At 63.1% G+C, this 23,076-nt stretch carries 22 protein-coding genes; 9 read left to right on the top strand and 13 right to left on the bottom strand.

Annotation, left to right across the window (positions count from 1 at the left end):
* The first annotated feature begins 201 nt into the window (after positions 1-201).
* On the top strand, positions 202-483 hold the full coding sequence (locus tag SPHS8_RS16060) for a hypothetical protein (protein WP_097093258.1): 282 nt from the start codon (positions 202-204) through the stop codon (positions 481-483).
* Positions 484-548: 65 nt separating this feature from the next.
* On the opposite strand, the gene SPHS8_RS16065 is transcribed toward SPHS8_RS16060, so the two are convergent.
* The 8 genes from SPHS8_RS16065 to SPHS8_RS16100 all read right to left on the bottom strand — a co-directional run bounded on the left by SPHS8_RS16065 (position 549) and on the right by SPHS8_RS16100 (position 7,994).
* Positions 549-1,343 carry an SDR family NAD(P)-dependent oxidoreductase gene (locus tag SPHS8_RS16065; protein WP_201516431.1) on the bottom strand — a complete coding sequence of 265 codons (795 nt, stop codon included), beginning with the start codon at positions 1,341-1,343 and terminating at the stop codon, positions 549-551.
* An 18-nt stretch (positions 1,344-1,361) separates the two neighbouring features.
* Positions 1,362-2,597, bottom strand: a complete 1,236-nt coding sequence (locus SPHS8_RS16070) for a serine hydrolase domain-containing protein (RefSeq protein ID WP_201516432.1) — start codon at positions 2,595-2,597, stop codon at positions 1,362-1,364.
* Positions 2,598-2,659: 62 nt separating this feature from the next.
* Positions 2,660-3,421, bottom strand: a complete 762-nt coding sequence (locus tag SPHS8_RS16075) for a 3-hydroxyacyl-CoA dehydrogenase (RefSeq protein ID WP_201516433.1) — start codon at positions 3,419-3,421, stop codon at positions 2,660-2,662.
* 17 nt (positions 3,422-3,438) lie between these two features.
* On the bottom strand, positions 3,439-3,858 hold the full coding sequence (locus tag SPHS8_RS16080; RefSeq protein ID WP_097093254.1) for a nuclear transport factor 2 family protein: 420 nt from the start codon (positions 3,856-3,858) through the stop codon (positions 3,439-3,441).
* 21 nt (positions 3,859-3,879) lie between these two features.
* Complete coding sequence (locus SPHS8_RS16085) at positions 3,880-4,764, bottom strand: crotonase/enoyl-CoA hydratase family protein (RefSeq protein ID WP_097093339.1); 885 nt, start codon at positions 4,762-4,764, stop codon at positions 3,880-3,882.
* Between the two features lie 2 nt (positions 4,765-4,766).
* Complete coding sequence (locus SPHS8_RS16090; protein WP_201516434.1) at positions 4,767-5,741, bottom strand: NAD(P)H-dependent flavin oxidoreductase; 975 nt, start codon at positions 5,739-5,741, stop codon at positions 4,767-4,769.
* Between the two features lie 19 nt (positions 5,742-5,760).
* On the bottom strand, positions 5,761-6,819 hold the full coding sequence (locus tag SPHS8_RS16095; RefSeq protein ID WP_201516435.1) for a phosphotransferase: 1,059 nt from the start codon (positions 6,817-6,819) through the stop codon (positions 5,761-5,763).
* A complete protein-coding gene (locus tag SPHS8_RS16100) occupies positions 6,816-7,994 on the bottom strand; it encodes an acyl-CoA dehydrogenase family protein (RefSeq protein WP_201516436.1) in 1,179 nt (392 codons plus the stop codon). The genes SPHS8_RS16095 and SPHS8_RS16100 overlap by 4 nt, the downstream gene beginning before the upstream one ends.
* A 136-nt stretch (positions 7,995-8,130) precedes the next feature.
* Here SPHS8_RS16100 and SPHS8_RS16105 point away from each other — a divergent pair, with 136 nt between their 5' ends.
* The 6 genes from SPHS8_RS16105 to SPHS8_RS16130 all read left to right on the top strand — a co-directional run bounded on the left by SPHS8_RS16105 (position 8,131) and on the right by SPHS8_RS16130 (position 14,784).
* The gene (locus SPHS8_RS16105; protein ID WP_236575219.1) at positions 8,131-9,726 is read left to right on the top strand and encodes a class I adenylate-forming enzyme family protein; all 1,596 of its coding nucleotides are present in this window, start codon (positions 8,131-8,133) and stop codon (positions 9,724-9,726) included.
* A 135-nt stretch (positions 9,727-9,861) separates the two neighbouring features.
* Positions 9,862-10,908 carry a hypothetical protein gene (locus SPHS8_RS16110; protein ID WP_201516438.1) on the top strand — a complete coding sequence of 349 codons (1,047 nt, stop codon included), beginning with the start codon at positions 9,862-9,864 and terminating at the stop codon, positions 10,906-10,908.
* 85 nt (positions 10,909-10,993) lie between these two features.
* Complete coding sequence (locus SPHS8_RS16115; protein WP_236575220.1) at positions 10,994-12,034, top strand: hypothetical protein; 1,041 nt, start codon at positions 10,994-10,996, stop codon at positions 12,032-12,034.
* Positions 12,031-12,777, top strand: coding sequence for a glucose 1-dehydrogenase (locus SPHS8_RS16120; RefSeq protein WP_201516440.1), 747 nt, complete (start codon positions 12,031-12,033; stop codon positions 12,775-12,777). Before SPHS8_RS16115 ends, SPHS8_RS16120 begins: the two co-directional genes overlap by 4 nt.
* 207 nt (positions 12,778-12,984) lie before the next feature.
* Complete coding sequence (locus tag SPHS8_RS16125) at positions 12,985-13,890, top strand: NAD-dependent epimerase/dehydratase family protein (protein ID WP_201516441.1); 906 nt, start codon at positions 12,985-12,987, stop codon at positions 13,888-13,890.
* Between the two features lie 99 nt (positions 13,891-13,989).
* Entirely contained in the window at positions 13,990-14,784 is a 795-nt protein-coding gene (locus SPHS8_RS16130; RefSeq protein WP_201516442.1) for a hypothetical protein, read from the top strand.
* Between the two features lie 42 nt (positions 14,785-14,826).
* Here the strand turns inward: SPHS8_RS16130 and SPHS8_RS16135 are convergent, their stop codons facing one another.
* Complete coding sequence (locus SPHS8_RS16135; protein ID WP_201516443.1) at positions 14,827-16,779, bottom strand: flavin-containing monooxygenase; 1,953 nt, start codon at positions 16,777-16,779, stop codon at positions 14,827-14,829.
* 173 nt (positions 16,780-16,952) lie between these two features.
* Here SPHS8_RS16135 and SPHS8_RS16140 point away from each other — a divergent pair, with 173 nt between their 5' ends.
* A complete protein-coding gene (locus SPHS8_RS16140; RefSeq protein WP_201516444.1) occupies positions 16,953-17,573 on the top strand; it encodes a cysteine hydrolase family protein in 621 nt (206 codons plus the stop codon).
* Here SPHS8_RS16140 and SPHS8_RS16145 read toward each other — a convergent pair.
* Entirely contained in the window at positions 17,567-18,406 is an 840-nt protein-coding gene (locus SPHS8_RS16145) for a helix-turn-helix domain-containing protein (RefSeq protein WP_201516445.1), read from the bottom strand. The two genes, SPHS8_RS16140 and SPHS8_RS16145, sit on opposite strands and share 7 nt — an antisense overlap.
* Positions 18,407-18,596: 190 nt before the next feature.
* Between SPHS8_RS16145 and SPHS8_RS16150 the strand changes: the two genes are divergently transcribed.
* Entirely contained in the window at positions 18,597-19,502 is a 906-nt protein-coding gene (locus tag SPHS8_RS16150) for an alpha/beta fold hydrolase (RefSeq protein ID WP_201516446.1), read from the top strand.
* Between the two features lie 4 nt (positions 19,503-19,506).
* Here the strand turns inward: SPHS8_RS16150 and SPHS8_RS16155 are convergent, their stop codons facing one another.
* The 3 genes from SPHS8_RS16155 to SPHS8_RS16165 are packed head-to-tail and all read right to left on the bottom strand — an operon-like array spanning position 19,507 to position 23,045.
* Positions 19,507-20,313 (bottom strand): SDR family NAD(P)-dependent oxidoreductase, encoded by an 807-nt coding sequence (locus tag SPHS8_RS16155; protein ID WP_201516447.1) that lies wholly within the window; start codon positions 20,311-20,313, stop codon positions 19,507-19,509.
* Between the two features lie 31 nt (positions 20,314-20,344).
* The gene (locus SPHS8_RS16160) at positions 20,345-21,826 is read right to left on the bottom strand and encodes a class I adenylate-forming enzyme family protein (RefSeq protein WP_201516448.1); all 1,482 of its coding nucleotides are present in this window, start codon (positions 21,824-21,826) and stop codon (positions 20,345-20,347) included.
* 28 nt (positions 21,827-21,854) lie between these two features.
* Positions 21,855-23,045 carry an amidohydrolase family protein gene (locus tag SPHS8_RS16165; protein ID WP_097093241.1) on the bottom strand — a complete coding sequence of 397 codons (1,191 nt, stop codon included), beginning with the start codon at positions 23,043-23,045 and terminating at the stop codon, positions 21,855-21,857.
* Between the last annotated feature and the right edge of the window lie 31 nt (positions 23,046-23,076).

A 23,076-nucleotide genomic window follows, 5' to 3' on the forward strand; every position in this document is an offset into this window, starting at 1 on the left:
GCCGCTGGACAAGCTCTTCAATCATCCTGCCTGAACCCTCTCCACAGTGCATATCGAAGCTTTCCCAACCGCCTGTACCACCGAAATCCGCCGAATTTCCGAACCGGAAACGCAAATTGCATTTTTTGCAACAAGGGGTGTCTTATTTTTTCTTCTATCGCGTGCTATCGGCCCGGCCGTCCATTTAAAAGGGGTTCCATCATGAAGTTTTCCTTTGCTTTCGCGGCGGCTCTGTCGCTGTCCGTTTCCGCTGCCGCTATCGCTGCCGACGCACCTGTCATCAAGCAGAATGCGCTGGTGAAGACCGCTGACGGCCGCAAGGTCGGTTATATCGACCGCATCCTGAAGGACAGCGCTGGCGTGCCGACCGCCGTCCAGATCATCTACAGCGGCCGCTTCGTCGTCATCCCCGCTACCACGCTCAGCGCGGCGGAAAAGGGCCTGGTCACCAGCCTGACGGCCAAGGAAGTAAACCGCCTCTAAGTCTTGCCAGAGGGCGCTGCGTCTCGAACGCGGCGCCCTTTGCCGGAGGGCGGTTCCGCCGCCTTCTATTGCCGTTGCGAGTTGATGTTTCCGCCGTCGACGACGATTTCCGCGCCAGTCATATAGCTCGCCTCGTCCGACATCAGGAACCGGATCACGCGCCCCAGTTCTTCGGGCGCACCATAGCGACCTAGCATGATCCGCCGCTCGAAATGGCCCGGCAGTTGGGCCTTCGTTTCCGCGATGATCGGCGTGTCGATCATGCCTGGACTTACAGCGTTGATGCGCACCCCATCCGCCGCCAATTCATCGGCCATCGAATGGACGAGCGAAATCACCGCGCCCTTCGCCGCGCTGTAGATCGGGATCATCCCATTGCCGAGCGTCGCATTGATCGACGAAAGCGCCACGATCGCACTGCCGGGCAAGGACCGCAAATCTTCGCGGAAGGCCTGGGTCATCAGGACGAGCGACCGGACGTGGAGCGCCAGCCCCGCGTCCCAATTTTCCGGCGTCACGCCGTCTATGCCCGTCGCTTCGGCGGTTCCCGCGCAATGGACGATGCCGCCGATCGCGCCGATCGCCGCGCGGGTCGCTATCGCCGCCGGTGTCACGGCCTGCGGGTTGCGCAGGTCAACGCTAAGCCCCGCCGCACGGACGCCGTAGCGGCCCTCGATGATGCCCGCCGATCCGGCCGCGCCTTCTGCATTGATGTCCCACAGCGCCACGGGCCGCCCCACCGCAGCCAAGGCGTGAGCCGCCGCCAGGCCGATACCGGACGCGCCGCCCGTGATGACGACCCCGGTGCCCGGTGATCCCAGGCTTGGCGTGAAATCGGCGTCGTTATCCAGTACCGGCATGGCAGCCACTCCTCTTTCTTATTGTTTCTCCAAATCCCGGTAGGCCGCCGCGACGATCTCCGGCCGCATGCTGCCGTTCAGCCAGGACGGCCAATATTGCGTCAGGTACAGCAGGAAGAACTTGCGCTCGGGGTCCATCCAGCATGCCGTCCCAGCCGCGCCGGGCCAGCCGAACACCCCGGCGGGCACCGCGCCGGGCCAGTCGAAGAAGCTGTTGGTCTGCTCGCTTGCCTGCAAGGACACGGACATGCCCGCGCCCATGCCGACATTCGACAGCGTGTAGCCGATCGGAAGGTCGACATGTGTCACCGCTTCGGGCAGCAGGTTCGACCGGGAGAGCCGCACCGTTTCCGGCTTCAGCACGCGCACGCCATCCAATTCACCCTCGTTGAGCAGCATCGCGGCAAAGCGGGAATAATCATGCGCCGTCGACACCAGGCCACCGCCACCAGACGGATAATAGGGGCGTGCGTAGAGGCTGTCTGCCGCATCATCGGCCAATGCCCATGTCCCGTCCTCCTCCTGCTGTGGGAGGTCGGCAAAGCGGGCGGCTTGATCCGCCGTGATTGAAAAGCCCGTGTCCACCATGCCGAGCGGATCGAACAAGCGGGTCTTCAGGAATGTCTCGAAGGGCACGCCCGATGCCACTTCGATCACCAGCCCCAGAACGTCGAGCGCAACGCTGTAGTCGAACCGTGTACCGGGGTCGGTCGCCAAGGGCAGCGCGGCGATGCGCTCACCCAATTCGGCAAGGGTCGCCGGAACCGGGAGGTCACCCGGACCCGGCACCCACTCCCGCGTGCCAGGCGTCACGCCATGCTTGGCATAGAGAGCGCCAAGCGTCATGCCGTCCATGCCGAAGCCTGCCGTATGGGTCAGCAGATGGCGGATGGTGATCGGGCGGGCCGCGGGCCGCGTCACTTCCGGGTCTTCCCCTTCGATGACGCGCATCTCTGCGAAGGCCGGCAGTATCTCGCCGATCGGCTGGTCCAGGCCAATGACGCCATCTTCGATCAGCATCATCGCGCCGATGCCCGTGACCGGCTTCGATTGGGAATAGACGCGGAAGATGGAGCGCTCGTCCACCACATCCTTGCGCGCATAGCCCAGCACGCCTTCGCCATGATAGCGGACCGGACCATCCGCCGTTCCCCAGGCAAGGATGCCGCCCGATATGACGCCCTGCTCGACAAAGTCGCGCAGCTTCGCCTCGGTTTCCGGCAAATTGGTCACATCCCGGCTGATCTCGGTCACGGCAGCTTTCCTTCCCACATTCTCCAAGAAGGCGATCCGCCTCCCCATTCCAGTACGGATGGTCAGCGCGGTCCCATGCGGATGGCGCCGTCCAGACGGATGACTTCCCCGTTCAGCATCGGATTTTCAATGATATTCTGAACCAGCTTCGCAAATTCTTCCGGTTTGCCCAGCCGCGACGGATGCGGCACCTGCTTGCCCAGCGAATCCTGCGTCGCCTGCGGAAGCCCTTGCAGCATCGGCGTCAGGAAAATGCCCGGTGCGATCGTCATCACGCGGATGCGATGCTGTGCGAGGTCGCGCGCGATCGGCAGCGTCATGCCCACGACACCGCCCTTGGATGCAGCGTAAGCAGCCTGACCAATCTGCCCGTCAAAGGCGGCGACGGACGCCGTATTGACGATCACGCCCGCTTCCTCCCCGTCCAACCCCGCGGCGGCAAGCTTGGCGGCAAAGCGGGAAATGACGTTGAAACTACCGATCAGGTTAATCTCAACGGCCTTGCGGAATGCGTCCAGCGGATGGGGTGAACCATCCTTGCCCACGACACGGAAGCCGGGCGCGATGCCAGCGCAGTTCACCAGCACACGCGGCGTCCCCAGCTTCGCCTCTGCCGCTGCCAGCCCGGCGTCTACGGACTCGGCGCTGGTCACGTCCACATGATGGAAGCTGCCGCCCAATCGCTCGGCAAGACGCGCGCCAGCTTCCTCGTTCAAATCGAAGATCGCGACGCGCGCGCCAAGTTCCGACAGCCGTTCGGCAGTTGCGCTACCCAGCCCCGAAGCGCCGCCGGTGATGACGACGCACAGATCCTTGATGTTCACGACCGCTTCTCCGTGGCTTAGAAGTCCAGGCTGAACGACTGGTCGAACTGGATGAAGCGGTGGGCGATCTTCCACCCTTCGCCCGTCTTCACGACAGTATCGCGCTGGCGGCCGCTGACGACGATCTTCGCGTCCATGGGAGCTTTGCCCGCATTGACGTTCATGAAAGCATATTCCGCATACACCGCGCCATCCTTCTCTGACACGATCATGTTGAAATTGAAGTGGCGGTTCTTGCCCTCGGCCTGCCGGTCGGACTCCTTGGCATGTTCGACCTGGGCCTCCACACCAGTGTAACGGATCTCCAGGCCTTCCATCTCCACCTCGACATCAGGCGTGTAAACGGTGGCCAGGCCTTCCCAATCACCATAGTCGGAGCAGCGGGTGAAGCGCGCGATCAGCTCCTGAATCGCGATCTTGTCTTCCAATGTGATCATCTTGCATCCTTTCCGTTCGAATTACTTGTCGCCATACCAGGGGAAGAAGGACGGCATTTGCGACGCCTTCCCCGTAAACTCCGCTGGCCGTTTTTCATTGAAGGCGCGAACTCCTTCGCGGCCGTCCGCCTGGCTGGTGTAGAATACCGCCAACGATTCCGTCAGATGGGCCTGCCACGGATCGGGCTGCGCGCTGTTGCGGTTCAGCATCTGGCGGATCAGCGCGATCGATACGGGCGATCGGTCCTTGACCAGCGAGCGGGCAAAGGCCTTCGCCTCCTCGACCAGCGTCTCAGCCGGGAACACGGCGCGAACCAGTCCCTTCTCATGCGCTTCGGCGGCATCGAAGATATCGGCCTTGTAAGCCCATTCCAGCGCCTGCTCCAAACCGACGATGCGCGGCAGGAAGAAGGAGGAGCACGCCTCCATCGTGATGCCCAGCCGTCCGAAGACAAAGCCGAAGCGCGCCTTTTCCGACGCGAAGCGGAAATCCATCGGCAACAGCATGGTCGAACCGATGCCGACCGCCGCGCCATTCACCGCCCCGACGATCGGCTTCAGGCAATCATACATGGCCATCGCCACGCGACCGCCGGTGTCTCGCACGCCCTTCAGGATCGCCGGATCATCGCCGCGCTCGCGCAGATCCTCCATGGTCGGCGTCATGCTCTCGTCCAGGCCGAAGACATTGCCGCCGACCGACAGGTCCATCCCCGCGCAGAAGGCGCGGCCCTCGCCCGTCACCACGATCACCCGGACGGCATCATCCTGGCTCGCCCGGCCATAGGCATCGATCAGCTCCTCGCACATCTCGACGGTGAAGGCGTTGAGCTTGTCCGGCCGGTTCAGCGTCAGCAGCAGGACGCCATCATCCTCGACCTCATAGCGGATCGTATTGTAGTGCATGCTCATGCCTCCCCGGTCAGCGCCACGGCGCGACCCAGCGCCTCGCGGCATTCACCCACGATGCGCTCGATCAATTCGGCGCAAGTTGGAATATCGTCCATCAGGCCGATGCCGAGCCCGGCCCAGACCAGCCCGCCATCCACTTCGCCGCTTTCCAGCGCCGCGCGCCCTCGCGCGCCTGCCACGAGCGGCCGGATGTCCTCGAACGTCGCGCCGGGTTCCCGTTCCTTGACGTTCACCTCCTCGGCAACGGCATTGCGGAACACACGCGCCGTGTTGCGCAGCTGGCGGAAGATCAGCGTCGTGTCGCGCTCCGTACCCTGCACCACCGCCTGCTTGATCGCCTCATGGATAGGGGCTTCCTTGGTCAGCATGAACCGGGTGCCCATAGTCACGCCTTCAGCGCCCAGAGCCAGCGCCGCCGCCATGCTGCGCCCGGTAGCCATGCCGCCTGCCGCCAGGATCGGAATGTCCAGCGCCCGCGCCGCAGCGGGGATCAGCACCATGCCCGGAATATCGTCCTCGCCCGGATGGCCCGCCGCTTCGAACCCGTCGATCGACACCGCATCGACCCCTGCGCGCTGCGCCGACAGCGCATGGCGCACGGCCGTGCATTTGTGGACGATCTTGACGCCCGCCTGCTTGAAACGCGCGATGAAATCGGCCGGACTGCGCCCGGCTGTCTCGACCACGCCCACGCCCGATCCCGCGATGACTTCGGCATAGGCCTCGTAGGGAACAGGCTGAGCGGTCGGCAAAATGGTCAGGTTCACGCCGAACGGCTTGTCGGTCATGGTCCGGCACCGCTCGATCTCGGCGGCCAGCGCCTCGGGCGTCGGCTGCGTCAGCGCCGTCAGGATGCCCAGACCGCCCGCATTGGACACCGCCGACGCAAGCTCGGCGCGGCCCACCCACTGCATGCCACCCTGAATAATGGGATAGCGCGTGCCGGTAAGCTCGGTAATCCGGGTCTTCATTCCACCATTCCCCTTTTGATCAAGCCGCTTCCGCCTCGCTCCATCCCAATTGGGCGAGCAGGGGATATTGCGCCGCCAGTTCTTCTGCATGCGCTGATGCGGCCGTTCCGCGTAGTGCCCTTGCCTTAATGCCGTGATAGATGGCCGCAAGCCGGAAAAGGGCGAAGGCGCGGTAAAAGCCGATATGGCCGATCCCGTCCCGCCCGGTCCTGCGGCAATAGGCGGCGATATACTCCTCTTCCGGCATCAGCTTCAACGCGGCGAAGTCGGCACCCCGCAGGCCGGATAGAATGGTAGGCGGCAGCCGGTACATCATCAGATGATTGACGAAATCGGCAAGTGGATGGCCTAGCGTCGAAAGCTCCCAGTCCAGCACTGCCGCCACGCGTGGCTCAGTCGGATGGAACACCATGTTGTCGGCACGATAGTCGCCATGGACGATCCGGCTTTCATCGCCTGCCGGAATATTCGTCGGCAACCATTCGATCAGCCGGTCCATGTTTGGATCGCGGCCAGCCGCTTCGTCGCTCAGATATTGGCGCGACCAGCGCGCGATCTGCCGCTCGAAATAATTGCCCTTCTTCCCGAAATCATCGAGACCCAACGCCACCGGATCGAAATTGTGAAGCTGCGCCAAAGTCGCGTTCATGGCGTCGAAATACGCAACCCGCTCTTCCGCCGCGACGGTCTCGAAACGTGAATTCCAGAAGACGCGTCCTTCGACGCACTCCATCACGTAAAACCAGCTGCCGATCACCGCATCGTCCGTGCAAAGGCCGTAAATGCGGGGCACCGGGAAACCCTGCTTGCCAAGCGCGCCTATCACCCGCGCCTCTCGATCCACGGCATGGGCACCGGGCACCGTCACGCCGGGCGGCTTGCGGCGCATGACGAAGGATCGTCCTGGCACGTCCAGCCGGAAAGTCGGATTGGACTGCCCGCCCTTGAACTGGCGAACGGTCAGCGGGCCTTGCGCTTCGGGCACATTCTCGCGCAGCCATGCCTGCAATGCGCCCTCATCAAAACGATGCGCCTCGCGCACGTCGGAAAGCCCTGCGTTCAGCTCCTCGGCATTCATGACTTTGCCAGCGCCTCTCGCTTGATCTTCTTGGCGAGCGACCATTTATGCACCTCAGTCGGCCCATCATAGATGCGGAAGGCGCGAATTTCGCGGAATACCTGCTCCACGATCGTGTCATGGCTGACCCCGGTCCCGCCCATCACCTGAACGCAACGGTCCGCCACCCGGAACAGCGTTTCCGATACGGCGACCTTCGCCATCGAGCTTTCAGTGATCGCCTTTTCGCCTGAGTCCAATACGTCCGCGCACCAATCGATCATCAGCTCGCACTGTTTCAGGTCGATCAGGTTGTCGGCCAGCATGAAGCCGACGCCCTCATGATCGATCAGCGGCTTGCCGAACGCCTGCCGCTTGACCGCATAGTCCGTCGCAATCTCGTTCGCCCGCGTGGCAGCGCCCAGCCAGCGCATGCAATGGGTGAGCCGCGCCGGGGCGAGCCGGACCTGCGCATAGGCAAAGCCCTCATGCGGCGCGCCCAGCACCGCGTCGGGCGGCAGGCGCAGATCTCCCACCTTCACCACCGCATGGCCGCCCGGCATCGAGCTGTCGATCGTACCGATCAGCCGTTCCTGCACCAGCGCGGGATGCGGCAGCGGGACGAGGAACATCGTTGCAGCGGCCGCGCCGTCATCCCGCTCCGTCTTGGCCATCAGGATCGCGAAGCTGGCTCCGGCAAACCCGGTAGCGAACGCCTTGCGCCCGTTGATCACCCACTCGCCACCCTCCAGCCGCGCAACGGTTTGCATCATCGACGGGTCCGATCCGGTTCCGCCCTCCGCCGCCGGCTCGGTCATCAGGAAGCAGGAGCGTCCGTTGCCTGCGACCATCGGATCGAGATAGCGGCGCTTCTGCTCCGCCGTGGCGACTTTGCCCAGCAGGAACATATTGCCTTCGTCAGGCGCATTGGTGTTGCAAGCGAGCGGCCCGAGCGGCGAAAGCCCCGAAGCGCGCAGCACGCGCGCCGTCGCCCGGTGGCTAATGTGCGTTCCGTCGGCGCGGATATGCGGCGTCAGGACGCCTGCCTCGCGCGCCTTGGCCCGCATTTCCTGCACCAGCGCGTCCAGCGGACCATGATCGTCCCGGCGGTCATCCGTCTCATAGGGGATCACCACGTCACGGACGAAATTCTCGACCTTGCGGACAATTGCCGCATCATCCTCATGATCTGCCATGGCCTCTCTCCGCTCCTTTTCGTTGGCTGCCGCTTGCCAAGGGAAGAAGCACAATGCAAGGTGTAATTAGAAAGCCCTGTAAGAGCTTCGCGACCGGCATAGCATAACAGGCCGGATGGAGAGGACCGATAAAGAGATGAAGCATCTGCAACTCCGCAAGGAAGTGCATCACGGCAGGCTGGTCGATTGCCATCAGGACCGCCCCGCAGACATTTACGCCATGTTTCTGGACGCCGTCAGCCGGTCGCCCGAAGCCATCGCACTGGTCGATGGCGAAGAGCGGTCGAGCTATAGCTTCCTCGCCGCCCGCGTCGCCATCTGCGCGGCGCGCCTCACATCCCTGGGCTTGGCAGCGGGCGACCGGCTCGCCATCCTTCTCTCCAACCGCGCGGACTATTCCACCCTGCTGCTGGCGGCGGCAAGGCTGGGCCTGATCGCCGTGCCCATGAATATCCGCCAGCGTGCCCCCGAAACCGCCTATGTGCTGAATGACAGCGGCGCGGCGGCGATCATCTTTGACGACGCGCTGGAGGACCAGCTGCCCGACCGATCCGACCATCCTCAGCTGCGCCACTGGCTGCGCTATTCCGACGAAGCCGCTTCATGGTCCAACGCTGAAGCCGAGCCGCCGACCGACGCCCCGCACCGCTCCGCCGTTGGCGAGGACGATCCCTTCTGCATCCTCTACACCTCCGGCACCACCGGCCGCCCCAAGGGCGCGGTGCTTACCCACCTCGGCCTCGTCACCAACTGCATCGGCAGCCAGCAGCATCTTGGCTTGCGCGATGGCGAGTCGATGATCCTCGCCGTACCCGCCTCTCACGTAACCGGCATCGCGCTCATCCTGATGCTCAGCATCCGGGTCGCGGGCAAGGTGGTGATGCAGCAGGCGTTCAAGGCCCGCCCCTTCCTGGAACTCGCCCAGGCCGAACGCATGAGCTACGCCATCATGGTCCCGGCCATGTACAAGCTGTGCCTGATGGAGCCGGATTTCGCTGGCTTCGACTTGTCCAACTGGCGGATCGGCGCGTTTGGCGGCGCGCCCATGGCCGAATCCTGCATCGAAACGCTTGCCGCCCAGCTCCCCCAACTGACGCTGGTGAACATCTACGGATCGACCGAGACATCCTCCCCGGCGGTCATGATGCCGCTCGGCGAATGTCCCGCTCATCCGGACAAGGTCGGCAAGGCGCTGCCTTATGCCGACATCCTCATCATGGATGAGGAAGGCCGTGAACTCCCGCGCGGGGAGCAGGGAGAAATCTGGATCGCAGGGGCGATGACCATAGCCCGCTACTGGAACAATCCAGAAGCGACGGAGCGCGGCTTCACCGGCGGCTATTGGAGGTCCGGCGACATCGGCACCATGGACGAGAACGGCTATATCCGCGTGCTCGACCGGATGAAGGACATGATCAATCGCGGCGGCTTCAAAATCTATTCGGTGGAAGTCGAAAACATGCTCATGTCGCATGAAGCCGTCACCGAAGCCGTTGTCGTCGGCAGGCCCTGCCCGGTACTCGGCGAACGAGTCGAGGCTTTCGTGGTAGCCCCTGGCCAGTTGGATGGCACGGCCCTGCGCGACTTCTGCGCGCGCAATCTTTCCGACTACAAGGTGCCCGACCATGTCTACATCGTAGAGGGGCCGCTCCCCCGCAATCCCAACGGCAAGTTGCTGAAAACCGCAGTCCGTGAATGGCTGCCCGAGATGTCGGCGGACCAACCTGCCTGAAGTACAGCATGCGTTGTCATATCTTGCGCACCCCGGAAGAATAAGTTAGGATTCACTCAGTAACCGACCCGCCACAGCTCTCACGGGCTGCAAACCAAGCGGCGGACGGCGATGTAGGTACTCAGGAGAGTTGACATGACCACCCAGTTCCGCCCCGTGGCCCCGCCGCAGATCATCGAAAACGCCTATACTGACGACCAGCATCGCCGCATGCTGAATGTCGTCCGGGAAAACGGCCCCTGGTCCTTGATCCTGGCACAGCATTTCAAATCACCCGAGGAAGTCGTGGCTACCACCTCCGGCGGCCTTCCAAAGGGCTTCACGCCCACATGGGACATGTTCCTCTCGCCGGTATTCCGGGGCTATTTCGCGCAAGGATCGACAGTCCAGCATCCAGAGATCGAAGATTGCTTCTTCAACCATAAATTCCTCGATCTGGTTCGCGGCTATTGGAAGGCGGACTATGCTCGCCCCGACAATATGCTGTTCAACATTCAGGGCCCCTGCCGCGGCAGCGAGACGCCCCATGTCGATGCCACCCGTTTCCGCGGCATCTCCATGCAGACGTCGCCGGTATGGCTGATGAACATCATGGTGAAGTCCGGCCTGTTCGAACATTGGCGCGCGAAAAAGGCGCAGGTGATCACCTGGTATTACAAGGGCAAGATCGGCGGCGGCTTCAACTATTGGCCCGATGGTCCGCAGGGCCAGCCCGCGCAGATCAAGGCACCGATGTGGAGCCGCGCCGTCGTCGTTGAAAATGAAATGATGTACCACACGGCCGAAGCCAGCGGCCCTGCCGCCCTTCGCCAGCCCGAAGGACTTGCGATCAACTCGCTCATCAGCGCCGACCCCGAAGATCCAAACGGCTGGCAGATCACCACCGACGGCAAGGTCATCCAGAAGATACCCGAAGACGAGTTCCGCTTCCTCATCCACTGGGGCGCGGACATCTTCATGGATTATGCCGAACTGAAGCGCTCGCTCGACCACACCGACGACATCAGCAATGATCAGGTGTTCGACATGCTGATCGCCGATCTGCGCGCGCGCGGCGCCACTTTCGAGGTGCCGAGCGATCCGCTCACCGATCAGCAGTTCATCCGCCTGCTGGTCCAGACCTATGATCCTGGAAAGCCATCCATCTTCCCGCCTGAACCGGAGGAAGCACTGGCCGCCTGACGACAGATGCACTGACGGCGGCGGCCGTACGAAGTTCTAATGATAAGAGAGAGGACCCATGGAACCATCGAAGCGCCGCCGCCCCATGACCCCGATCGTCCCGCCCCGGCCGATCAGCGACATCTTCACGGATGCTGAAAATGCGCAGATGATGGACATCCTGCGCACCCAGGGTCCGTGGAAGTTGATCCAGGCCATCCACTTCAGTTCAGCGGAAGAAATGCTCGCCGTTTCGACGCCCAAGGGCGAACGAAATCAAAATATCACCTTGGCGGACCTTCTGACCCCGGCGTTTCGCGGCACCTTCGGCAATAATGGCCTGCCCTATATCGATGAAGCGCATGACATATTCTACAGCCGCAGGTTGCTCGATCTGGTCAGGCAAATGCACGGAGCGCGATACGGCGCGCCCTATCTCTTCCAATTCAACATCAACGCACCCTGTCACGGCTTTGACCCGGGCCATATCGACGGCCGCAGCTGGCGCGGGCTCGATCCCACCAACATGCCCGCATGGCTAGGCGCGGTCATGGCGAAATCCTGCCTGTTCGACCATTGGGAAGTAAAGGCGGGCCAGGTGATCGCCTGGTATTATGACTGCGACATCGATGGCGGCTTCACCTATTGGCCCGACGGCCCGGATCGCGCGCCGCAGCGCCTGACCGCCCCCATCTGGAACAGTGGCCTGGTGACGGACAATCAGCATATGTTCCACCGGGGCGAGGCATCCGGCCCGCGCGAAAAGCGCGACATGGCGGTTGGCATGACGCTTCAATCGATGATCGAAGCGGATGGCGAAGATGGGTGGCGCATCATAGACGGCGATCGCATCGTCGCCCGTTATGAAGCAAGCGACATGCGCATGCTCTTCCACTACAGCGCGCATGTGTTCACCGACATGGCGGACCTGAAGCGCTTCTACGATCACACCGATGACCTCACCACCGATCAAGCCTTCGACATCATGATCGCGGACCTGAAGGCGAAGGGCATTCCAGTAACGGTCCCGACAGACCCGATGTCCGACCCCGATTTCATCGCGACGCTGGCCGCTGCCTATGCCACCAGCCCCACCAGCTATCACCCAGACGCGCCGCTGGAGTCCCGGCACAAGATGGCTGCATGACGGCACGCACCTTCGGGCTGGAGGGCAGGACCGCGCTCATCACCGGCGCAAGCAGCGGACTCGGCGCGCATTTCGCGCGCACGCTCGCTGCAGAGGGTGTTGATCTGGTCCTGACCGCGCGCAGGGGCGACCAGCTGGAAAGCCTCGCCGCATCGCTCCCCAACGCGCGAGCCATCACGCTCGACGTGCAGGACGCCACCTCCATCGATCGCTTGTGGGAAGCGGTTGGCGCCGTCGACATCCTGATTAACAATGCGGGCATCGCCACCACCGGACCGATGCTCGATCAGGACGTGACCCAATTCGACCGCGTGATGGATACCAACGCGCGCGGCGCTTATCTCGTCGCGCGCGGGGCGGCGCGCGCGATGGTAGCGGCAGGCACGCCGGGCAGCATCATCAACATCGCCTCCATCCTCGGCCTTCGACAAGGGGCTCAGCTTGGCCCCTACTCGATTTCCAAGGCCGCCGTGGTGCAGATGACCAAGGCCATGGCACTGGAATGGGCGCGCCACAGCATCCGCGTGAATGCCCTGTGCCCCGGCTATATCGTCACGCCGCTGAACGAACATGTCTGGGAAACGGACACGGGCAAGGCGATGATCAACAGGATCCCGCAGCGCCGGATCGGAAGTCCGGAAGATCTCGACGGCGCCCTGCTCCTGCTCGCGTCGGACCTTGGCGCCTACATCACCGGCGCGGAACTGGTGGTCGACGGCGGCCATCTCGTCAGCTCGCTTTAACGTAGATCAGTTCTAAATAATCATCGCCCCGGACTTGATCCGGGGTCCCACTTCTTGTCTGACGCTGCCGAAAGAGCGGGAGCCGGGAGTAACGGCAAGAACCTGATTGCGGACGCTCCCCTGTCGCCTCCGCCTCTCCGGAACGCACGGCCCGGCTCTTGACGCCGGGTGCATCGCTGTTGCTTCCTCCCGCGCGGAAGGAACCCGATGCGCATTCTCGTCCTTGGCGCGACCGGCTATCTCGGATCGCACATTGCCCGGCATTTCAGGGCATCCGGCCATCAGGTCAGCGGCCTCAGCCGTACAGGCGAAGGAGATCGGGCGCTCGCCGATCATGGCATAATCCCCTTGCGGGGCGACCTTTCGCATCTGGACGCGGTGATCGACATGATGCGCCAGCATGACGCCACCATCTACGCAGCCCAATTGCTGCTCCAGCAGGAGCATGACACCGTCAGAAGCTTGCTGAATGCCGCTGACGGGCGCGGCCATCACTTCATCTTCACCAGCGGCACCGGCCTATTGTCGCAACGCACCGATGGGCTCTGGAGCGAGGACAGTTTTGCCGAAGACGACCCGTTCGAGCCATCCAAATATATCGGCCTCCGCCTCGACACCGAAACCATGGTCCGCCGCGCCGGATCGACGGGCAGCGCGCGCGCCATGGTGATCAGGCCGCCGATGATCTGGGGACATGGCGGCTGCGGACATCTGCGCATGTTCTACGCCGACGCTGGGCGCACCGGCGAAGTCGGCTATCTCGGGGAAGGCCTCAACCTCTACTCCAACGTCCATGTCGATGACCTTGCAGAGGTCTACCGCCTCGCGCTGGAGCGGGGTTCAGCCAGAGCCCTCTATCACGCGGTCGCGGGCGAACTGAACAACCGCACTCTGGCTGAAGCGGTCGCGCGCGACCTCGGCATCGAGGCGCGCAGCATCGATTTTGCCGAAGGCGTTCGCCGCTGGGGCAAGTTCGAAACTTTGATCGGCATGGCGACATGCAGCCGCTCGCGCAGCCCCCGCACCCGCCGGGAACTGGGCTGGACGCCCCGCCATTTCGATGTGCTGAGCGACATCGGCCACCCCGTCTATCGCGCTTTGGCAGGCCGGTAGCGCCACCCGCGACCTTCCGCCGACCCGGAAGAGGCGCAGCACTGCTTTAACCTGGCCTCGGCGCGCGCTTCAGTACGCCATCAATTTCAGGAGAGGCCCATGCAAAGCTGCGAAACTTTATACGAGAGGGCCGACATAGCGCGCGCCGACCGGCCGATACGCTTGGGCTCCCTGCTCTTCACCATGGTCGAGCCTCGCCCCGGCCATGAGGTCGCCTATAATCGCTGGTACGAGCGAGATCATTTCTACAGCGGCTGCATGATTGGCGCCTACACCGTTTCGGGCGGCCGCTACGTCGCCACCCGTGCGGAAAAGGATTTGCGCTTTGGTTCAGGCAGCATGGACCTGTCGAAAGGCTCCTATCTCGCACTCTACTGGATCCTCGACGGGCATCACAAGGATTGGGACGCATGGGCGGTCAAACAGGTCAATGATCTTCACGCCGCCGGCCGCATGTTCAAGGAACGCGACCATATCCACACCAGCTTCTACAATTTCGACGCGGAATATAATGCGCCCGGCAGCACCATGCCGATCGAACTCGCGCTTGATCGCCCTTTTGGCGGGCTCGTCGCCTTCATCGTCGATCTCGATCCCGGCAAGGCCAGCGCGGACCTCTCCGCCCTGCTGCGCGCCCGCGACCTGCCGGGTGACGTGGCACTCACCGGCTCCCCCTTGCCGCTCGACCCGACCAGCCCCAAGGATGTGCCGGTAGAGGTCAATGACCGCGCGGTCTTGCTCAGCTTCTCCATCGAGGACCCGAAAGCCGTCTGGGACAGCGCCTATGTCCCCCTCGCCCAGGCGATCGAGGAAAGCGGCATCGGCCGCATCGCGATCGCATCGCCCTTCATCCCGACGATCCCTGGCACGGACACCTACACCGACCAGCTTTGAAAGCTAGAGGGGCGGCCCAGCGAAGGCCGCCCCTCATTCCATTCACAGCAGTTCAAAGTCTTCCTTGCGCGGTCCCTGACACTCATTCCAGAAATCGATCAGCCGCCACGGCCAGGACAGGAAGTTCCGCTTCTTGCTATTGTTATAATAGCTGTAGGCGCGCGGATGGCTCCAGATCATCTTCACCATCTGCGTCTCGACCTTGGTCTGCCATGCGTCGAAGGCGGACCGGCTCGGTTGAAGCGCCTTCTTCTCCTGCGCATTGACCCAGTCTAGGCATTCGATCGCATAATTAACCTGCCGCTCCGAAATCAGGTTCTGCCCCGCCGCATGGTTTGGCGCGCTGTTGGGGCCCACCGTGTGGAAATAATTGGGGAAGCCCGGCACCAGCATTCCGAAATAGGCGCGCGGATCTTCCGCGCCCCATTCGCTGCGCAGATGCTTGCCACCAATGCCCACGATCTCAAGATCGCCCAGCATGTTTGCGACGTCGAACCCGGTCGCGCAGATCAGCACGTCCAGCTCGATCTCGCGCCCATCCTTCAGCACCAGCCCCTTGGGCGTGACCTCTGTGATGGCAGTCTGCTCCAGATGCACATGCGGCTGGAGATAAGTGGGGAAATAGGGACCGCGATCCAGAATGATGCGCTTTGAAAAGACCGGGAAATCGGGCGTCAGCTTTTCCTTGAGGTCCGGCCGGTCGGCGAACATCTTGTCGATATAGCCGACCGCGAACTTGCGCATCGTCTCATTGACGGCAGATACCGATGGCGAATCCTCCGGCCATTCGGGGTCCAGCAGCACATTGGGATACAGGCCGTCCGCCGCATACCAGTAGATGCGGAAACGAAACCATTCCAGATAATGGGGAATATGCCGCATCGCATATTTGACGCCGTCCGTGACCTCGTCATTCCCGGCCGGGCTCGGCATCACCCAGTGGCGGCTGCGCTGGAAGATGTGCAGTTCGCTCACATCGCCAGCGATCGCTGGGATCAGCTGCGCCGCGCTTGCGCCCGTGCCGATCACGCCGACGCGCTTGCCCTTGAGTTCAATCGACGTGTCCCACGCCGCCGTATGCAGCCGCGTGCCCGCAAAGCTTTCCAGCCCGGGGATGGCGGGCCACTTCATCCGGTTGACCGGCCCATGCCCGTTGATGACCGCATTGGCGCGGATCACCTCCGCGCTGCCATCCTTCTTGCGCACGGTGACGTTCCACACCGCCGCACCCTCGTCCCACACCAGCTTTTCGACCCGCGTGTTGAAGCGGATATTCGGCCGCAGGTCATAATCATCCGCCACGCGCTTCAGATAAGCGAACATGTCCGTGCCCAGCGGATGATAATTATGCCATTCCGAATTCAGCGCGAAGGAAAAGGAGTAGAAATGGCTCGGCGTATCGACGCCCACGCCCGGATAGCGGTTTTCCCACCAGGTGCCGCCGACCTCCTCATTCTTCTCGATGATTTCCCAGTCATAGCCCGCCTCCGCCAGCTTCACTCCAGCCGCGATGCCCGTCATCCCCGCGCCGATCACTAGCACCTTGAACCCGGCAGGCGCAGGCTTCCGATCCTTGCGCTCGCGGCGGGGCTGCTCGGGGCGAAAGCCGATCTGGTCGAACAGCAGCGGCAGGAACTCGTCCGCCACCTCCTCCGCCAAGCCAGCTGACATCATCCGGTGCATCAGCGCGTCGGACGGCTCCTCGTCCATCGCAGCGCCAGGCGTGGTCAGCACATGAAGCAGCTTGTCCTTCAGCTCCTCGACCAGGTCGCCGGGAATCTCTTCTGGCGGATAGGCGTAGGGCGACTTGATGTGGGGCACGAACTTGTCCAGCATCGCCTCATCGCCGCTCAGATGGACATAGGTCATCAGCAGCGTGTGGATCTCGCCCTCGGCCAGAGCCTGACGCAATTCCGGGCTGTCCTTCAACGGCAGCTTGCGTGCCCGTAAATCGGCACGGGCAGTCCCCGCCACATCGGCATATTTCGCGGCCATTCACCAACTCCTACGCAAATTCACTCTTCTATGCCCGCATGTCTACCGGCAGCGGGACGGCAACCAACCGCCAACCCTGCCTTTCCGTATTTGTGGAGCGGCCCGCTCCACTGTTGCCGAAGCCGCGCGCGCAGCGCTCCTTGACCATCGGAATTTGTTCAGGAGCCAAGACTTTGCCCGTTTCACTTCACGGCCGCCCGGCCCTGATCATCAGCGAATGTCAGCGCGGCATCGTCGAACCCGGCATGGGCGGCTTTCCCGGCCTTATCGCCCAAGTCGATGAACGCGGCATCATCGCCCGCATCGCCGATCTTGCCGCCCGCTTCCGCGCCGCCCGCCTCCCGGTTTTCCACCTCACAATCGCCCATCGCCCCGACTTTGCGGACGTCCAGCGCAACAGCATGCTTGCCGCAATGGCGCGCAAGGGCGGCTCGCTCGTGACCGGCAGTCCAGCGGCGGAGATCATGCCCCAACTCGCCCCTGCCACTGAAGATTTCATCATAGAGCGTAGCTCCGGCCTCATCGGCTTCCATGGCACCGCCCTCGACGCGATGTTGCGCCGCCTGCACATTGGGACGGTCGTCATTACCGGCGTGTCCACCAATGTCGCCGTCGCAGGCTGCACCCTGGCAGCGACCGACCTTGGCTATCACGCGATCGTCGCGGAAGATTGCATCGCGGCGGCCGATCCCGCCACCCACGACATCATCGTGCGGGATCAACTCCGCATGGTGGCACGCATCGCCAGCGCCGCTGACATAGCGCAGGCGCTCGTCACGCCGGGCAATTACTGAACGCTGACGGTCGTCTTGCGGCGGATGCGATCATTATAGCGGTAGATGACCGACTGCATGCCCGACAGCATCTGCCGCACATCATTGTCGTTCACGAACAGCGGATCGCCGACCACGCCGATCGCGTAGGAGGCGACGCCATGCGGCACCCGCAGCGGCACGGCGATCGAGTCCACAGGAATGGACGCGCTCCGGCGGCACAGGGCAAACCCGCGCGCCCGCGTCGTTGAAATCCGGTCCACCAGATGCTTCATCAGCGTCGGCCCCTTCGGACCCAGGCCCAGCTTTTGCGTCCGGGTCGCCAGCTGGATGATGTCGACATTGGATTGCTGCGCCAGCATCGCGGCGGCGAAATTGGTGCCCGGCCGCCAACTGTTACGCTGAAAGCAGATCATCTCGGTCGGATAATAAGGCTCGACGTCCGGCTTCGCCGCCCAGCCGCCCGACATTTCCGCGACACTTTCCGACCAGCAATCATTCTGCTGCGTGACGAAGACCGACCCGCCGGTCTGGCGCCGCATATCCTCCATCACCTCATTGATCCGGCCGCTTCCGAAAAAGCTCTGCTCGATCGCTGTGGCATTGGCGATGATCTTGTAGGACGGCGCATAAAGCTTCGTCGCCTGGCTATAGCTCAGATAACCCGTGCTCGCGAGCGTCCGCAAAATCTCGTCCGCGCTCGAATTGGGAATGCCCAATGCTTCGCTGATCTCGATCGTGCGCGCAGGCTCGCCCGACTTCATGAAATATTCCAGCACTTCCAGGGTGCGCAGGCACGACTTGACGCTACCCCGGCCGCCAGACCTGCCTTCCGTCTGTGAGTTAGCGCTCATCCCGCCTCCTACATCGTCCTTGCGGGCGCCGGTTCTGCCGGTCACCGGAATTTTGGTGAACACTACCATATTCTGAGCGCAACAGGGATTCAAGCGTCCGGAATCCGCTACGACCCGCGCGGTTACGCGAATATGGAAAGCCGCCATTGCCGGTCGCCAGCGCATCGTCGCTCATCTCTAAACTGCCAGCATGCATGACAGACAACGCCGCTCCCACATCAGGACAAAGCCCGTCAGGCGACGCTTTCTCAACGGCCGCATGCCGCTCAGCTACACCGAATGGGCGCAGGAGGGCGCGCCGCTCGCCATCCTCATGCATGGCAGCCGTGATCATGGCCGCAGCTGGGACGCGCTGGCGGATGCCCTGCTGCCCGACTATCACATCATTGCCCCCGATCTTCGCGGCCATGGCAACAGCGGCTGGGCGCAGGACGGGCGCTACGACTTCGCGGCCTATCTGGCCGATCTCGACGCGCTGGCCGAGCATCTGGCGCTGGGTCCGCAGCGCCCGGCCATCCTGATCGGCCATTCCCTCGGCGCGCACATCGCCTTGCGCTTTGCCGGAACCTATCCCGACAGGATCAGCCGGATCGTCGCGATCGAGGCCGTCGGCGCGCCTCTCGCGATCGAGGCGCATCGCTCCAGCCAAAGCATCGACCAAAGCGCTCGTAACTGGCTCGGGGAGCGGCGCGCCGCCTCCCGCACCACCCCGCGCATCTTCGCGTCGGTGGACGAAGCGGTCGAACGGATGCGGGAACGCCATGCCTTCCTCACCCCCGCGCAGGCGCGGCACATGACGCGCCATGGCTTGCGGCGGGCTGGCAAGGCTGGATGGCAATGGAAGCATGATCCCTATCTCGCCGTCTGGGCATTTCCCGACATTCCGATGGAGGATGTTCGGGCCTTGTGGCGCAACATCGCCTGCCCCACCCTTCTCCTCTATGGCGAACGCAGCTGGCCTTCCGGCTTGCCCGCCGATTTGCTCACCCAAATCCCCGATGTGCGGGAACTGCGCTTGGCCGACAGCGGCCACTGGCCCCAGCATGACGCCTTCGACACATGCCTGTCTGCGATCAGGCGGTTCCTGGCCGAGTGAACCGCTATTCGTTGCTCTTCTTGGTCGCCATGACCCTCGGGTCGAAATGGTTCGCGGCCATCCATCCGCCATCCACGAACAGGCTGTGACCGGTCACATATTCCGACAATCCCGACGCCAGGAACAGCACGGCCCCCGCCACGTCCCGCGTTGTGCCCGGACGGCCGATCGGCAGCACGCTCGACTCCATCAGAGCGCGCGATTCCGCCGTTTCGGGCAGGCGCGGCGTCGTGATGCTGCCCGGAGCCACGGCATTTGCGCGAATACCATGCCGCCCCCATTCCGTCGCCATCGACTTCACCAGATGCATCAGGCCCGCCTTCGCCGCGCCATAGGGCGCATGCATCGGCGATCCGACCGCTCCATCCACCGACCCGATGCAGATCAGCGATCCGCCCGCCCCGCGCGCAATCATCGATTGGGCCACCGCTCGCGCCGTCACGAAGAAATAGCGCAGGTTCCGGGATTGGTCATAATCCCATTCTTCCAACGTCACGTCGAGCAGCGGCTTGAACAGCGCCTGCCCCACGATCGTCACCAATATGTCGAGCCCGCCCAGTGCGCCTTCCGCATCCGCTACCGCTTTCTTGACTGATGCCTCGTCCAAAATATCGGCCTCGATCGGAATGCCCGCCCGCCCTATCGCGCGTACTTCGCTGGCGACTTGCTCGGCGCGTTCCATCACGCTGTCCAGCACGGCGATGTCGCATCCGGCCTCCGCCAGCAGCAGCGCGCTGGCCTCGCCCATGCCGCGCCCGCCACCGACGATCAGCGCCTTCTTTCCTTCAAGGCCCAGCAATGACACGGTCATCCTACCCATCCTCTTCGTTATGCGCGCCCGCTTATGCGGCGTCGGCCAGGAACATCTTCTTGATCTCGGTCAGGCTGACCTTCAGCGATGGCGTGCGGGGCAGCGCATCGACGATCCGGATCTCCACCGGCACATGCGTCGGCGGCAATTCGGCCCGCACGTGCGCCAGCAACGTCTGTTCATCCACCGCCCCGGCGCTCTGGCTCAGTTCGACCGCCGCAACCGGCACCGCGCCCAATCGCGCGTCGGGTATTCCCACAACCGAAGCATCGACCACCGCCGGATGCTGACGCAGCACGTCGACCACACGCTCGGGCAATATCTTGAAGCCGCCCCGCACGATCGCACCGTCATGCCGCCCGCGATGAAAGACATATCCGTCCTCGTCGATCATCACCAGGTCGGTGGTCCGCACCCAGTCAGCCCGCACCGACGGGCAATGCACCTCCAGCAGCCCTTCCGCCCCGCGCGGCACTTCCGCGCCGCTTTCGGGATCGATGGCGCGTATCTCCACTCCCGGCATGGGAAGGCCCGTGCTGCCACGCTTGCTGTCCCCGCGCTCCGCCCGCATCTGCGGCGTCCAGCGGACGATAGTGCCGCAAAATTCGGTCGCCCCCATTCCCCAAAGGATCGGCAGGTCATAGCGCGCCTCGAACCGCTCCTGAAGGTCGGGGTCCAGATAGGCCGATCCGCCGGACACGCTCTTCACGCTCGCCATGTCTTCTGGCGACACATTGGCGTCCATGATCATCGCGATCGCAGTAGGATTAAGGCCCAGCGTGTCCGGCCTATGGCGGCGCAGCGCATCCACCAGCCCATCGACCGTGAAGCGCTCCATCAGCACCAGCGGCGTGTTGTTGACGGCAGCGCCGGTCAGCAGGCACACGCCGCCCACACCGCCCAGCGGCCAGATATTGATCTGCACCGGCGGCGCGCTGCCGGACTCTGCGCCAGGTGCGCTCATCACCGCCCGCTCCAGCAGCTTCAGCGGCATCGGAATGCGCTTGGGCGTGCCCGTAGTCCCGCTCGACAGCACCTCTATCCCGCCATCGGGCAGGGCATCGTCGAACGAGGATCGCTTGCACTTTTCCAGGCCCTCGACCAGTCCTGGGGCGTCATCGATCCCGCCAAAGGCTACCCCAACGCAGCCCGCCTGTCCCGCTGCTTGCGCGAAATTCGGCCAATCCTGCTGGTCCGCCAGGATCGCGGCGGCTCCCAGATTCTCGATATTGTCCGAAATCGCGGTCGCGGGGAGGAAGGGATAGACGAAGCTCACTGACCGCCTGTGCGCCAGCAGCCCCACCACAGCCGCCGCATGCGCCAGCCGGTTGCGGATGATGATGCCGACCTTCGCCGATGGCGGGCAACCGGCGGCGTCGAGCAGCGCAACGACGGCATCGCCATAGCGCGCCACCTCGCCCCAGCTCACCCACCGGCCCTCGAACTCGATGCCGCGATCATCCCTATGGTCCCGCAGATTGGCGCGAAGCTGCTCGATAACGTCCTGGCTCACTGATGGTAGTCCTAACTGGCCGCCGTCGTTAATTGCGCACGCCTTCCAACAGACCCTTGAGGTTCGACGACATCACCATTTCCTTCTCGGCCATGGAATAGTTCGTCAACTCATGAAGGAAGTCGAGTGGGTGTTCAGTCCCCTCGGGATGCGGATAGTCGCTGCCGAACAATATGCGATTGACTTGCATATGCTCCTTCAACTGCCCAAAATCATCCTCGACAAAGGGCGTCACGAAGATATTCCGATGAAATTGGTCAACGGGATCATTCATGAATTTCTGCGGCATCTGCCCATAAACATGCTTTAACTGCTCGATCAGCGGAATGACCCACTTCGCGCCATTCTCGACACTGACGATCCGCACTCCCGGGAAGCGATCGAACACGCCGCCGCAGATGATCGCCGCGATCGTGTCGGAAATCGCCCGCTCGATGATCCTCAGGCAATTGACGAACGGATCGGACTCAAACGGCAGCCACTCCGCCCCGCCGGTCCACATCTCGATCAGATGATCATAGTCGGAATTGGACGCATGGACCGACACGAAGATCTTCGCCTCCTCGATCCGCGCCCAGAACGGATCGAAGTCCTTCAGCCCCATGGACCGCCCGCCGCGATAGCCCGGCACGGGAGAGGGCCGGATGCAGATCGTTCGCGCGCCCTGCTTGATCAGCCAATCGGTCTCGGCCAGCGCCCGGTCCATGTCAGCCAGCGACACCACCGGCACGCCGAACAGCCGGTTCTCGCGCGCAAAGCCCCACTCCTCGCTCGTCCACTGATTGAGCGCATGCAGGGCATCGTGCAGGAACTCATGGTCATAGCTCATCCACTTTTCGATGACCGAAAAGAGGGTGGGGAACATGAGCGCCGCGTGCACATTATGCCCGTCCAGCACCGCCAGCCGTTCCTTGCCCGTGCGCCAGGATTCAGGCGGAGCGATCGGCTTCCCCGTCATCTGCCGCATCGTCAGGCCTTCAGGGTTCTCAGCCTTGTAATATTTTACATGCGTCCCCGGCGCCGCGACCCGCTCGAAGGTGGGGTTGGGAATATAGTCCGAAATCTGCCCTTTGATCGCCAACCGCTTGCGGCCATCCACTTCGACGAAGCGGAAATCCTTGTGCCACTTCTTTGGCAGATGCCGGAACAGCGCATCCTCGGGCTCGTAAAAATGGTTGTCCGCGTCATAGACGGGGAAGGGAAGGCTGGGCGTCGTCATCAGAATGTCTTTCGGTCAGCTATGATAAGTT

Origin of the sequence: Sphingobium sp. S6 (assembly GCF_905120495.1) — a bacterium.
Taxonomy (GTDB): domain Bacteria; phylum Pseudomonadota; class Alphaproteobacteria; order Sphingomonadales; family Sphingomonadaceae; genus Sphingobium; species Sphingobium agri.